The organism is Nonomuraea angiospora (genome assembly GCF_014873145.1).
Classification (GTDB): domain Bacteria; phylum Actinomycetota; class Actinomycetes; order Streptosporangiales; family Streptosporangiaceae; genus Nonomuraea; species Nonomuraea angiospora.
Genome location: NZ_JADBEK010000001.1, coordinates 11,893,058 through 11,906,479 on the forward strand (window position 1 = coordinate 11,893,058; position 13,422 = coordinate 11,906,479).

Sequence of the window (13,422 nt, forward strand, 5' to 3'; positions counted from 1 at the left end):
CCGTCGTGCGCGCGGGAGGCGTACCGCACGGGCGTGTAGTGAAAGGGAGAGCCACGTGAGAAGGGACGAGATCGCGGCCGGGCTCGCCGAGGTCGACACGCGCATCGCGGCGGCCTGCCGCGCGGTGGGTCGCGACCGGGGCGAGGTCACGCTGATCGCCGTCACCAAGACCCGCCCGGCCGAGGATGTGCGGATCCTGGCCGAGCTGGGCGTGCGCGACGTCGGCGAGAACCGGGACCAGGAGGCCGGCCCCAAGGCGCAAGAGCTCGCCGACCTGCCGCTGACCTGGCACTTCGTCGGGCAGCTCCAGACCAACAAGGTCCGTTCCGTCGTCGCGTACGCCGACGTGATCCACTCCGTCGACCGGCTCCGGCTGGTGGAGGCGATCAGCAAGGAGGCGGTGCGCCAGGGCCGCAGGGTCGGCTGCCTCATCCAGGTCGCGCTCGACGACGACCCCGGCAGGGGCGGCGCCCGCGCCGCGGACGTGCTGGAGCTGGCCGACGAGGTGGCGCTGGCCGAGGGGCTGTGGCTGGGCGGCGTCATGGCCGTGGCGCCGCTGGGGGAGGAGCCCGCCAAGGCGTTCGCCAGGTTGCGTGACGTGGCCACGCGCCTGGAGGAGCAGCATCCGCGCGCCACGATGATTTCGGCCGGTATGAGCGAGGACCTCAACGAAGCCATCGCGTACGGCGCGACACACGTGCGGGTCGGTACGGCGTTGCTCGGTCGTCGCAAGCCCTTCGTCAGGTAATGTCCCCTCAAGTGGGTCTTCAGGCCCATGACCAAGTAGAGGTCGATCAGCGGTGAGCTCCAAGGGGGTACGGCTACCGCCTCGGGATCCGGCGACGGGCTCGAGCGAGTGCGACCGTGAGCAGGAGGACGACGTAGCGATGGCCGGCGCGATGCGCAAGATGGCGGTCTACCTCGGTCTCGTGGAGGACGACCGCTACGAGAGGTACGAAACCTACCCGGACGACTACGCCTACGAGGACGAGGTGCAGCGGACCGGCGACGAGCGGCCCGTAGCGGTCCAGGACCGCGACGACGAGCCCGAGGCAGGGGTGCCCGCGCCCAGGCCCGCCACGACGATCCTGGAGCGCCGCACGACCGATCTGGCCCGCATCACGACGCTCCACCCCCGGACGTACAACGAGGCGCGTACGATCGGAGAGCACTTCCGGGACGGCACCCCGGTCATCATGAACCTGACAGAGATGGTTGACAGCGACGCCAAGCGTCTTGTCGATTTCGCGGCAGGTCTGGTCTTTGGCCTACATGGCAGCATTGAACGTGTTACCAACAAGGTGTTCCTGTTGTCCCCTGCCAATGTCGAGGTGACCGCCGAGGACAAGGCTCGAATCGCGGAACGCGGATTCTTCAATCAGAGTTAGAGTCTCTGTATGTCTATCGCACCCAACCGGGTCTCGCCGAGACCGGGAGGGCACATCGGAAGTGGAGGCGCGGCCGGGCCGTGGGGATCGTAGGTCAGATCTTGGTCGTAGTCCTGTCCCTCTATCTGGTGCTGCTCATCGGCAGAATGATCTTCGAGACGGTGCAGGCTTTCGCCCGTCAGTGGCGCCCCTCCGGCATCGTCCTGGTGCTGGCCGAAGCCACTTACACCGCAACCGACCCACCTCTCAAGTTCCTCCGCCGTTTCATTCCTCCGCTCCGGTTGGGTACGGTGGCCTTTGACCTAAGCTTCACTGTCCTGTTCATCGCCGTCCTGCTGCTGATCCAGCTCGCGGGGCTGCTGCGATGACGGGGGCGGTGTCGCGCAGGTCGTGATCCAACTCGTGTCCGCGCTGAAGTGATTCGGGTTACCGTCCCTCCGGACAGACTCCAAAGCGCGCCAAGGAGACCAAAAAATGCCGCTGACGCCCGCTGATGTGCGGAACAAGCAGTTCAGTACCACCCGGTTGCGGCCGGGCTACGACGAGGAAGAGGTCGACGCCTTCCTCGACGAGGTGGAGGCTGAGCTCGACCGTCTGATCCAAGAGAACGAAGAGCTCCGCGCCAAGCTGGCCGAGTGCCTGCGCGGGAAGGTGCCTGGCGGCATGAACATGCCCATGGCCTCCGCCCCGGTCCAGGAGCAGCCCAAGCCCGAGATGATGGCTCCGCCGCCCCAGCCGGAGCCCATGCGCGCCCCCGAGCCGCCGCCTGTGCAGCAGCCGGTCCCCGTCGCCATGAACATGCCTCCCGCCGAGGACAACATGGACACCGCGGCCCGCGTGCTCGCCCTCGCCCAGCAGACCGCCGACCAGGCGATCTCCGACGCCCGCCGGGAGGCGGACGAGACGGTCACCCGCGCCCGGCGCGAGGCCGACGAGATCCTCACCAAGGCGCGCCGCCAGGCCGAGCAGGTCATCGGCGACGCCCGCGCCCGCGCCGAGACGCTCGAGCGCGACGCGCAGGAGCGCCACCGCCAGGCGATGGGCTCGCTGGTGCAGACCCGCGACGAGCTCGAGCGCAAGGTCGAGGAGCTGCGCAGCTTCGAGCGCGAATACCGCAGCAGGCTGAAGCTCTACCTGGAAAACCAGCTCGCCGAGCTCAACGTGTCCGCCGAGGGCAGCGGTGGGTTCCCGGTGATGTCCGGTGGTCCGACGGGCCAGGCTCCCGCCATGTCCCACGCCGTCTCGCAGGGCCAGCAGCCGCTTCCCGGCGGTCCCAGCCCGTTCGGCGGCGAGGCTCCCCAGGGCGCCTTCCCCGGCAGTGACGGTCCGCACAACGACCGCCGGTAAAGTAGCGGGTCACTAGGACCTGTCACTCGAAAGAGCCCCCTGTGATCCTTATCAGTGCTGGTTTGGTGCTCGCGGCGGTCGTGTTGCTGATCGCGGGCTTCGTACTGGCTAAGCCGTTCCTGATCATGTGGTCCATCGTGGTCAGCGTGCTGTCCGCGCTGTTCCTCGTGATCGGGGCGTTCCTGCGGCGAAACGAGCTTTTTCCCGGTGGTGGGCAGGCCGCTGCGCCGGCCACCCCACCGAAAGGGCTCATGCCGCCGGGCCCCGGCTCGCCTTACAACCAGACCGGCCCCATGGGTCACCAGCCCCCACCGCGACCCCAGCAGCATCCGCATCCGCAGACGCCGCAGCGGACGGCGACCGTTCCCCCCGCCGCGCCCCGCCGCCCCGCGGCGAGCGGCATCTCGCCGGATGCGATCGTGTTGGTGATCCCCGGACGCAAGCGCTACCACGTGTCCGGCTGCCGGCAGCTGAGCGGCCGGGACAGCGAGGAGCTCACGTACGAGGAGGCACGCGAGGAGGGCTTCACGCCCTGCACGGCGTGCCTGCCTGACGCCGCGCTCGGCGGACGGCAGCTGCCGCCTGCCGTCGACCCCGAGCCCGCCGTCGCCCCCGGCGCCGCCGTCACGGCGGCCAGCCGGGCGGAAGACTCCGCACAGACCCGCGACGTACGTCCGCCGGTCGCCCCGCCGAAGCCTGCCGCGAAGGCTTCCACCCCCGACCCGGAGCCCGCCTCCCGCGAGGAAGGCGCCACCGCGTGGTTCGGCCGCCCGTCCCCCTCCTCCTCCGAATCGGATGACGATCAGGCGGACGCGGAGACGTCATATTTCCGGCCGCCGCCTTCCGCGCGCAGGCCCGGCTCGCCCTCCGCCGCTCCGGAAGGCCCCGCCACGGGAGCCCCCGGCAAGGCCGGAGCACCCGCGGCCAAGCCTTCGCCGCGCACCGGCACGCCGCAACAGCCCGCCACCAAGCCCGGCACATCGGAGCAATCCGGCACGAGACCCGGCCAGCCTTCCGGCGCATCGCGTCCGTCCGGCACCAAGCCCGGCCAGCCCGCCGGCTCGCCCGAGCAGCCCGGCACCAAGCCCGGCCGGCCCGGCGACAAGCCGGGACAGACCGGCGGCCCGTCGAAGCCGGGACAGCCCGGCGGTTCGTCGTCGAAGCCGGGAACGGCCGGTGGCCCGTCGTCGGGCGCGAAGCCGGGATCGACCGGCGCTGCCCGGCCCGGACGGCCCGCCGGTGGCTCCTCTTCGAGCGTGACCGACGAGGACGATTCCGCGGGCCCCGCCACGGCACCGCAGCCGCGCGTGACCTCTTCCGGGACGCCGGTCCGTTCAGGACCCTCGGGTGGGGCTTCCGGGCCGTCACAGCGTCCTTCTGGGGCCGCGAAGACGCCTGCCACGGCGGGGGAGGGCGCGACGGTGCCGGAACGGCCCGCGTCCTCCGCCGAGTCGGAGGCCAAGCCCAAGGGCCCGCTGCCCCCAGGTCCCGGCACGAGCACCGCAGGCCCTTCCGGCACGGGCCCGGCCGGCAAGCCTTCGACGACGGAAAAGCCCGGCCCCGACCGCTCGTCAGCTTCTGGCCGCCCGTCGGCCTCCGATCGGCCGTCTGCCTCCGACCGTCCGGCGGCTTCTGAGCGGCCCTCTGCCGCGAGTGGCCCGGCCAAGGCGGGCGCGCCCGGCGGCGCGAGCCCGAAGCCCGGGACCTCCGCCACCGGTGGGTCCGCCGGCTCGGGGACGAAGCCGGGCACGCCCGGCACGGCGTCGGGTTCGACGCCCGGATCCGCCGGCTCGGGCTCCAAGGGCGATGCCAAGCCAGATGCCCCCAAGGGCGAGGAGAGCGGGTCGGCGCCCAAGCCCGGCGCCTCGGCCGCGACGGCCAAGACCACCAAGCCTGAGGCCTCCGGCTCGGCCAAGACCACCAAGCCTGAGGCCTCCGGCTCGGCCAAGGCCGGCGACAAGCCCACCGGCTCCTCGGGCGATGACGCTGAGGGCAAGGGCGGGCGTTCCGGCACGGTGAAGGTCATCATCGGCACCCGCCGCTACCACAGCACCGCCTGCCCGTTGATCAGGGGCGCGGGGGAGTCGGGCGTGGAGACGATGACGCTCGCGGCGGCGGAGGCGGCCGGGCTGACGAGCTGCTCGGTGTGCCAGCACGACCGCGAGACGGTGAGCTGAGAGCCCGCCTCCCGGCCCGACCCGAGCAAGGCCCCTACGCGCGCTGGTGACGGCTGCTGACGCCCCTGCGCTCAGGGGCGTCCGACGGCGGCGCTCCTCGCCTGGGTAACGCGATCCCATCCGGATGACAGGCGACGCGCCTGCGAAGGGTCAGGCGGTGGGTGGGCTGTGAGGGCGCTTCCCATCGCGGGGTGGCTGTCAGGCGCCGTGATGGGCGGGCCTTGGGGACGCCCCCACTGCGGGGGTGAGCGTCAGGGGCGGGGCGGCGATGTCCTCGGGTGGGTTGGCGTACAGGCGCGGGTAGCGGTCGTCGGCATGACCGAGGCGGCGCACCTGCGGGACGACCTGCTTGGTCGGGTCGCTGGGGCACAGCAGGCCGGTCGGGGCGCGCGGTGATCCAGGAGAACAGCGCCGACGGGTGCGCGAGATGGTTGTTGACGGTCGCTGCGGCCATCGGTGCGGGAGCACCGTCGCGTCCGTGGGGTGCCGGCGGCGGCCAGGTGGTCGCGCCAGGCGGTGATCTCGCGCGCGGTGACGGCAGGGAGCCGCACGTGCCCGAGGCCGTCGGCGATCCAGACGCCGGAGCGTTCCAGCTGCCGGGAGATCTTGGCGGTGACCTCCGCCGAGCGGACTCCGCGCCCGGCCAGGTCGAGGTAGTGCTCCGTCCACGCGGGGAGGCTGTCGTCGGCCGCAGCGAGCCGGCTGGAAATTTTGGCGAGCTTCTGGATGGCTTCTATCGCTTTGCTGGGGTTGCTCTACAGCGGCGGTTCCTAGGGTCGTGGACGTTCCCCTGGCCCGGCGGCCGGACGAGGCGTCCGGGCGCGGTGCCGTCCCCCACCTTGATGGAGGCTTCGTCGATGAAGGCCACAACCCGCGTCCTCGCCGGTGTTCCCCTTGCCGCGGTGCTGTTCGGGCTCATCGGCTGCGGCAACTCGCAGCAGCCGGTCGCAGCGCCGGTGTCCGGCGCGCAGGCTCAGCAGGACAGCGGCCAGGCCGATGCCGGTCAGGGCAGCGAGCAGGCGGGTGAGAAGAAGGAAGAGCCGCCGCTGACCGGTGAGGTCAAGCAGAAGGCCGAGCAGGCGGCGCTGGCCGCCTATCCCGGCACGGTGCTGAAGTCGGAGCACGACGCCGAGAAGCCCGGCATGTACGCGGTGGAGGTTCAGCAGGCCGACGGCAGCGCGGTCGAGGTCTACCTGGACAAGAGCTACAAGGTCGTCGACACCAAGCAGGAAGGCGCCGAAGAAGACGAGGACTGACCGCCGGCCGCTCACCCCGGTGGGCAGCGCCGCCCGTGCGAGGCGGCCATCATCAGCTGCGATGCGAAGGAGAACGACATGCCGGACCGCAAACCCCGTCCGTCGCGTGCTGGGCGCGTGCTCCCGCTCCGCCGGACCGTCGCCGCACAGGCCCCCGATGAGGCGAGCGGCGGGTCCACCCGGCAACGCGTCGGCGATGGCCGCCGTGACGGTGCCGTCCCTGGCGTGCGCCGCTGGACGATGCTGGCCTTCGCCGTCGCGGCGCTGGCGGTGCCCGGCTTCACGGTGGCCATGACGATGGTGAGCGAGTCGGCCTCGCAACCCGGCCCGTCGGTGACCTGGTCGCGTGGCGGCGTACCGGTTGGGACGTCGCAGGAGTCGTCGGCCGACCCTGCCGGCCCTGCCGACCCTGCCGGCCCTGCCGGCACGTCTGCCGCGACGCCCGATCAACGGTCCGCCTCCCAGGCCAGCCCGCGCCCTGGCCGGAGCTCCGAAGCCCCGGCGACGGGCGCGCACGCCGACGACGGGGCCGATGACAAGGGCGTCGAGGATGGACGTGCCGACGACGCCGATGATGAGCGGCGTGAAGGTGAGCGCGGTGACGGGGAGCGTGGTGGCGGGGAGCGTGGTGGCGGGGAGCGTGGTGGCGGGGAGCGTGACAGGCGCCACTGAGGCGTCCGCCGCCGTGCGGCAGGCTGTCCACCGCGCGCCTGGGTCGGAGCGCTCGGATGAGTTCGGTGCTGGTCCGACTCCTGACCAGGTTGTGGTGTTCACTCCTCCCGCGGTGCCCGGATTGTGTCAGCCTGACGGCATGCTGGTGCTGCTGATCGAGGATGACGACCGGATCGCCGACCCGCTGACCGAGGGCCTGGGTCACCACGGCTTCGCGGTGGCCCGCGCCCGCACCGGCGCCGAGGCGCTGGCCCTGGCCGGCCGGGCCGCCGATCGGCCGGAGATGGTCCTTCTGGATCTCGGGTTACCCGACATGGACGGCCTGGACGTGTGCCGGGCGCTGCGGACGCGCTCGGAGGTGCCGATCATCATGATCACCGCTCGGGGCGAGGAGATCGACCGGGTCCTGGGGCTGGAGCTGGGGGCCGATGACTACGTGGCCAAGCCCTTCGGCGTACGGGAACTGGTGGCCCGGATCCGGGCGGTCATGCGCCGCGTCCGCGCCGGCAGTCCGGCTCTGGCCGCGGCCGGCGTCGATGCGCTCCCATCCGTGGCAGTGGACGGAGTGCAGCATGTCGGAGCGCTGGCCGTCGACCGCCGCACCCGCCAGGTGCGGCTGGCCGGGAACGAGGTGGCGTTGACGCCCAAGGAGTTCGACCTGCTGGCGTACCTGGCCACCGACGCCGGCGCGGTCTACTCCCGCCAGCAGATCCTGGATGAGGTGTGGGACCCGCACTTCTTCGGCCCAACCAAGACGCTGGACGCGCACATCGCGGCCCTGCGCCGAAAACTCGGCGATTCGGCGTGGATCGCCACCGTGCGCGGGGTCGGCTTCCGCCTGGTGGACCCCGCCGCCGAGCCTCCCGCCGCACCGGCTGCCGGCCGGCCTGGCGCGGTGCCGCGGTGACCCGGCGGCTGCTGCTCAGCTACCTGGGCCTGGTGCTGCTGGCGCTGGCCGCCCTGGAGATCCCCCTCGGCCTGGTCTACGCAGGCGGTGAGCGGGACCGCTTCGCCGCCTCGGCCGAACGCGACGCCGCGATGCTGGCCGAACTGGCCGAGGAGGAGATCGAGGAAGACAATCTGGCCGCCCTGCCCGACCTGGCCCGCCAGTACGCCGGGCGCACCGGCGGGCGGGTGGTCGTGGTCGACCGGCGCGGGCTCGTCCTGGCCGACTCCGCCGCCGGTTCCGGCGCCCGGGAAGCGGGGGCCGACCTGTCCGGTGAGCCGGATATCGCCGCCGCCCTGGACAACCGGCCCACGATCGGCACCCGGGCCGGCCCGGCAGGTGAGGTGCTGTCGGCCACCATGCCCGGCGCCTCGGGCACCACCGTACGCGGGGCGCTGCGCCTGACGTACCCGATGAGCGCCGTCACCGATCGGGTGCGCACCATCTGGCTCGCGCTGGCCCTCGGTGGCGCATGTGTGCTGGCCGCCGCCGCCCTGATCGCGCTCGCCCTGGCCCGCTGGGTGACCCGCCCGGTCCGGGCCCTGGAGGCGGCCACCGCCGCGCTGGCCGACGGGCACGAGCCCGATTCGGCCCTGTCCAGGCGCGGGCCGCCCGAACTGCGCCGCCTGGCCGTCACCTTCAGCCGCACCGCCACCAGGTTGCGGCACCTGCTGCACGCCCAGCGCGCGTTCGCCTCCGAGGCCTCCCACCAGCTCAAGACCCCGCTGACCGCACTGCGGCTGCGGCTGGAGAACTTCGAACCCTACCTGCACCCACGCGCCCACCCCAGCCTGGACGAGGCCGTCGGCGAGGTGGACCGCCTGGCCCGGATGGTCAACGGGCTCCTCGCGCTGGCCCGCCTCGAACACGCCGCCACCGCACCCGAGTCCGTCGATGCCGACGCGGTGCTCGCCGACCGGGCCGCCGCCTGGACGGCCCTGGCCGCCGAACACCACGTGCACATCACCCTGACCGGCCCGCCCGCGGGAAAGGTGCAGGCCATCCCGGGAGCTCTGGAGCAGATCGTCGACAACCTGGTCTCCAACGCGCTGCGCGTCGCACCGCCCGCCAGCACGATCACGCTGCACCGCGAGCCCGCCACCGCATCGGACGGAACCCCGTACGTCCAGCTGCATGTGATCGATCAGGGGCCGGGCATGACCGCGGCCGACCGCGCCCGCGCCTTCGACCGGTTCTGGCGCGCCCCTGGCACCACCCACCACGACGGCACCGGTCTGGGACTGCCGATCGTCCAGCAGCTCACCCACGCCGGCGGCGGCCAGATCACCCTCAATCCCGCCCCCGGCGGCGGGTTGGACGCCACCGTCTTCCTGCGCCCCGCAACCTCCGCCCAGACGGCCACGCCCTATCCTGCGGCCCAGCACCGTCTGTCCCGCCGATCCCGCGCAAGCTCGCGCTGAGCACCACCGTCCAGCCGTCAGTGCGTCGCATCAGGGGCGGCCAGGCCGGTCAGCCGGCACAGCACGGCGAACCCGTCGTCGGTGCCCGGCCAGTGCCGGCGCACCGCGGACAGGCCGGCGCGGCGCACCACCGAGCGCAGCACAGCCGTGATGATGATCGCGTCGTCGGCGTAGCCGAGCACGGGGATGAAGTCCGGCACCAGATCGATGGGAATCGCCAGGTAGGCCAGCAGCAGGCCGAGCCGTACCCGCACCCCGCGCGGCAGAGTGGCGTCGGCAGCCAGGCGGCGCACCAGGCGCAGCACGTCCGGCAGCAGCCGCAGCGCCTCCCGCAACAGGCCTTTACGGGGCCGGACCAGCGCCAGCGTCGCGATCAACGCCGCCCAGGTCACCAGCAACGCGATCACGATGCCGATCAGCAGGTCCCACCCCCATGCCCCGGTCATGCCTTCTCCTCGCTCGTATGCGTCCAAGGCCGGCGCCGCGGTGTCAGGCGCGGTGGCCGGAGCCTCAGCCGCCGGCGCCGCCTGCTCGAAAGCGGCCAGATCCGCCTCCGGCTCCTCGACCTCGGCACAGGTGGCCCGGCCCCGCTCCCGCTCCGTGGCCGGCTCGCCGCGAAACGGGCGGCGTCATCAAGCCATCCAACTCACCGGCGGTGGGGCGGGTGTGAAAGCGCCCCACCGCCGGGTCGGGTGTCAGGCGCGGCGGAGGTGGAAGGTCAGGGACAGGTCCTCGTCCGTGTGGGACGGGAGGTCCGGCGCCGTGCCCTCCGTGACCGTCGTCGCCAGGACCTCCTCCGCCACCACGTGCCCCTCGGTGCGCAGCGCCGTGGCGAGCTCGGGGGAGGACGTGGTCCACCACAGGTCGATGCGGTCCGTGATCGACAGGCCGGTCGACTTGCGGGCGTCCTGGACCAGGCGGATGACCTCGCGCAGGAGGCCGGCGCGGCGCAGCTCGTCGGTGAGCTCCAGGTCCAGGGCCACCGTCTCGCCCGTGCCGGTGCCGATGGCGCCGGTCTCCACCGCCCATCCCGAGCGGGGCTGCTCGTTGACGATCACGTCGTCCGGGCCGAGCATGATCTCGCCCAGCTCGTCCGCCTCCACCATGACCGTGGATCCCGAGCGCAGGGCCCGGGCCACGCGGGTGGCGTCGGCGGCGGCCACCGCGGCCGCGACGAGCTTGGTCTGGGAGCCGAAGCGCTTGCCCAGGGCCCGGAAGTTGGGCTTTACCGAGTAAGTCACGAGATCAGCGCTAAATCCGGACATGTCCTCTAGCGTGTGGACGTTCAGCTCGTCCGCCACCAGGCCCCGGAGCTCCCCGGGCAGCGACGGCCAGCCGTGCGCCCCCACCAGGGCGCGGCGCAGCGGCTGGCGGGTCTTGACGCCCGACGAGGCGCGGGCCGAGCGGCCCAGCTCCACCAGGCGGCGTACGAGGGCCATCTGGTCGGACAGCGCCGGGTCCAGCAGGTCCTCGCGCACCTCCGGCCAGGCGGCCAGGTGCACCGAGGAGGGCGCGTCGGAGGAGCGCAGGACGTCCCAGAGGTAGTCGGTGATGAACGGCGTGACGGGCGCCATCAGCCGCGTCACCGTCTCCAGGCACTCGTAGAGCGTCGCGAACGCCTCCGGCGACCCCTGCCAGAACCGGCGGCGCGAGCGGCGCACGTACCAGTTAGACAGGTCGTCGAGGAAGTCTGCCAGGCGGCGCCCGGCGCGCTGGGTGTCGTACTCGTCCAGCGACGCCGTGACCTCGGCCACCGTCCTGTGCAGCTCGGCCAGCACCCAGCGGTCGAGCAGCGGGCGCTCGGCCGCGGGCGTGGCCTGCGCGAGCATGGCCGGCGACCAGGACTCGGCGTTGGCGTAGAGGGTGAAGAACGACGAGGTGTTCCAGAGCGTCAGCAGGACCTTGCGGACGATCTCCTCGAGGGTGTTGTGCCCCACCCGGCGGGAGGCCCAGGGCGAGCCCGCGCAGGCCATGAACCACCGCAGCGCGTCGGCCCCGTGCTGGTCCATCAGCGGGATCGGCTCGAGGATGTTGCCCAGGTGCTTGCTCATCTTGCGGCCGTCCTCGGCCAGGATGAGGCCCAGGCAGAGCACGTTCTCGTAGGAGGACTGGCCGAAGACCAGCGTGCCGACGGCCATCAGCGAGTAGAACCAGCCCCGCGTCTGGTCGGTGGCCTCGCAGATGAACTGCGCCGGGTAGACGCCCTCCGGCTTGCCGCGCTCGCCCCACTGGGCGAAGGGCATGGAGCCGGAGTCGTACCAGGCGTCGATGACGTCGGGCACGCGGCGCGCGAGGGCGCCGCACGACGGGCAGTCGAAGGTCACGTCGTCCACGTACGGGCGGTGCGGGTCGAGCGCCGAGATGTCCTGCCCGGCCAGCCCGCCCAGCTCCTCCAGCGAGCCGACGCACGTCACGTGGGACTCGTCCGCCGAGCACACCCACAGCGGCAGCGGCGTGCCCCAGTAGCGCGAGCGCGACAGCGACCAGTCGACGTTGTTGCGCAGCCACTCGCCGAACCGGCCCCACTTGATCGTCTCGGGGAACCAGTTGGTGCCGGCGTTCTCGGCCAGCATCTTGTCCTTGACCGCGGTGGTGCGGATGTACCAGGACGGGAGCGCGTAGTAGAGCAGCGGGGTGTGGCAGCGCCAGCAGTGGGGGTAGCTGTGCTCGAAGTGGCCGCCGCGGTAGAGCAGCCCGCGGGCGCGCAGGTCCTCGGTCAGCTCCTCGTCGGCGTCCTTGAAGAACCGTCCGCCGACCATGGGAACGTCGTCGAGGAAGCGGCCGTCGGGGCCGATCGGGTTGACGACGGGCATGTCGTACTGCCTGATCACGGCCATGTCGTCGGCGCCGAAGGCCGGGGCCTGGTGGACCAGGCCGGTGCCGTCCTCGACCGTGACGTAGTCGCCGAGCACGACGTAGTGGGCGCCGGGGATGTCGACCAGGTCGAACGGGCGGGAGTAGGGGGTGTGCTCCAGCTCGCGCCCGGTGTAGCGGGCCACCTCGGTCGCGCCCTCGCCGAGGACCGCCAGCAGCGGCTCGGCGACCACCAGGACCTCGCCGTCGGCGGTGCGGGCCGCGACGTACGTCACGTCGGGGTGCACGGCGACGGCCGTGTTGGACACGAGGGTCCACGGCGTGGTCGTCCACACCAGCAGCGCGGCGCCCAGCTCGGCCAGCGGCCCGGAGGTCACCGGCATGCGGACGTAGACCGACGGGCTGGAGACGGTCTCGTAGCCGCCGGGCTGGCCCAGCTCGTGGTCGGACAGCCCGGTGCCGCAGCGCGGGCAGTACGGCGTGATGCGGAAGTCGCGGAACAGCAGCCCCTTGTCCCAGATGACCTTCAGCGACCACCAGACCGACTCGATGTAGGACGGGTCCATGGTCCGGTACGCCTGGGACAGGTCGATCCAGTAGCCCATGCGCTCGGTCAGCTGCTCGAAGGCGTCGACGTGGCGCAGCACCGACTCGCGGCACTTGGCGTTGAACTCGGCGATGCCGTATTCCTCGATGTCCTTCTTGCCGGTCAGGCCCAGCTCGCGCTCCACGCCGACCTCGACGGGCAGGCCGTGGCAGTCCCAGCCGGCCTTGCGCGGGACGCTGAATCCGCGCATGGACTTGTAGCGCGGGAACAGGTCCTTGAACACCCGCGCCTCGACGTGGTGCACACCGGGCAGCCCGTTGGCGGTGGGCGGGCCCTCGTAGAAGACCCAGGACGGGTTTCCGGAGTTCTGCTCCACGGAGCGCTCGAAGATCTTCCCGTCCCGCCAGCGGTCGAGGACCTCGCGCTCGAGCGCGGGCAGGTCGACCTGCGCGGGAAGAGAGCGGAAAGATGGGGAAGACATTTCGGGCGTGACCTCCACGCTTCGTCGGCCGGTAGGGCGAGCGTGAAGGGACGAAGCCATGCGGCTCCGCGGTACCACCCTTCTTGACCTCGCACGCGGGCGAGGCCCTCTTCGTTTGATCTGCAGCCGGGTCTAATGAGCTCTGGCGAGCCGTTCTTCCGGCGGCTCCGGGGTGATATCCCTCACAGTCGGGCCCCATCAACGCCTTGCAGTCTCAAACCATAACGCAGAGTGGGGCCGAAGGCTTCCTGGTTTCTCAGGGCGAGCCACTCGCGGGGCCGTCGGTACGCAACCGACAAAGATGCGGGAATGGACGCCCCTGTGGAGGAGTTTAATGCGCGAGGCGGGATAGTACGGGGGAGGTAAACCGTCC

Annotated in this window: 11 protein-coding genes; 9 read left to right on the forward strand and 2 right to left on the reverse strand. The window is 72.0% G+C overall.

The window, feature by feature from the left end:
- Nucleotides 1–55 precede the first annotated feature (55 nt).
- The 9 genes from H4W80_RS54570 (at nt 56) to H4W80_RS54610 (ending at nt 9,207) form a co-directional block, all read left to right on the forward strand.
- Complete coding sequence (locus tag H4W80_RS54570; protein ID WP_192792252.1) at nt 56–748, forward strand: YggS family pyridoxal phosphate-dependent enzyme; 693 nt, start codon at nt 56–58, stop codon at nt 746–748.
- Nucleotides 749–887: 139 nt separating this feature from the next.
- Complete coding sequence (locus H4W80_RS54575) at nt 888–1,388, forward strand: cell division protein SepF (protein WP_192792253.1); 501 nt, start codon at nt 888–890, stop codon at nt 1,386–1,388.
- 80 nt (nt 1,389–1,468) lie between these two features.
- Nucleotides 1,469–1,756, forward strand: a complete 288-nt coding sequence (locus H4W80_RS54580; RefSeq protein WP_192792254.1) for a YggT family protein — start codon at nt 1,469–1,471, stop codon at nt 1,754–1,756.
- A 106-nt stretch (nt 1,757–1,862) separates the two neighbouring features.
- Complete coding sequence (locus tag H4W80_RS54585) at nt 1,863–2,735, forward strand: DivIVA domain-containing protein (protein WP_192792255.1); 873 nt, start codon at nt 1,863–1,865, stop codon at nt 2,733–2,735.
- A 41-nt stretch (nt 2,736–2,776) separates the two neighbouring features.
- Nucleotides 2,777–4,912 carry a hypothetical protein gene (locus tag H4W80_RS54590; RefSeq protein ID WP_192792256.1) on the forward strand — a complete coding sequence of 712 codons (2,136 nt, stop codon included), beginning with the start codon at nt 2,777–2,779 and terminating at the stop codon, nt 4,910–4,912.
- A gap of 551 nt (nt 4,913–5,463) precedes the next feature.
- Complete coding sequence (locus H4W80_RS54595) at nt 5,464–6,168, forward strand: PepSY domain-containing protein (protein ID WP_225964200.1); 705 nt, start codon at nt 5,464–5,466, stop codon at nt 6,166–6,168.
- Nucleotides 6,169–6,246: 78 nt separating this feature from the next.
- Nucleotides 6,247–6,840, forward strand: a complete 594-nt coding sequence (locus tag H4W80_RS54600; RefSeq protein WP_192792257.1) for a hypothetical protein — start codon at nt 6,247–6,249, stop codon at nt 6,838–6,840.
- A 139-nt stretch (nt 6,841–6,979) separates the two neighbouring features.
- Nucleotides 6,980–7,747 carry a response regulator transcription factor gene (locus H4W80_RS54605; RefSeq protein ID WP_192792258.1) on the forward strand — a complete coding sequence of 256 codons (768 nt, stop codon included), beginning with the start codon at nt 6,980–6,982 and terminating at the stop codon, nt 7,745–7,747.
- Nucleotides 7,744–9,207, forward strand: coding sequence for a sensor histidine kinase (locus H4W80_RS54610; protein ID WP_192792259.1), 1,464 nt, complete (start codon nt 7,744–7,746; stop codon nt 9,205–9,207). Before H4W80_RS54605 ends, H4W80_RS54610 begins: the two co-directional genes overlap by 4 nt.
- 17 nt (nt 9,208–9,224) lie before the next feature.
- On the opposite strand, the gene H4W80_RS54615 is transcribed toward H4W80_RS54610, so the two are convergent.
- On the reverse strand, nt 9,225–9,653 hold the full coding sequence (locus H4W80_RS54615; RefSeq protein ID WP_192792260.1) for a YkvA family protein: 429 nt from the start codon (nt 9,651–9,653) through the stop codon (nt 9,225–9,227).
- Nucleotides 9,654–9,902: 249 nt separating this feature from the next.
- Nucleotides 9,903–13,049 (reverse strand): isoleucine--tRNA ligase, encoded by a 3,147-nt coding sequence (ileS, locus tag H4W80_RS54620; RefSeq protein ID WP_192792261.1) that lies wholly within the window; start codon nt 13,047–13,049, stop codon nt 9,903–9,905.
- Nucleotides 13,050–13,422 lie beyond the last annotated feature (373 nt).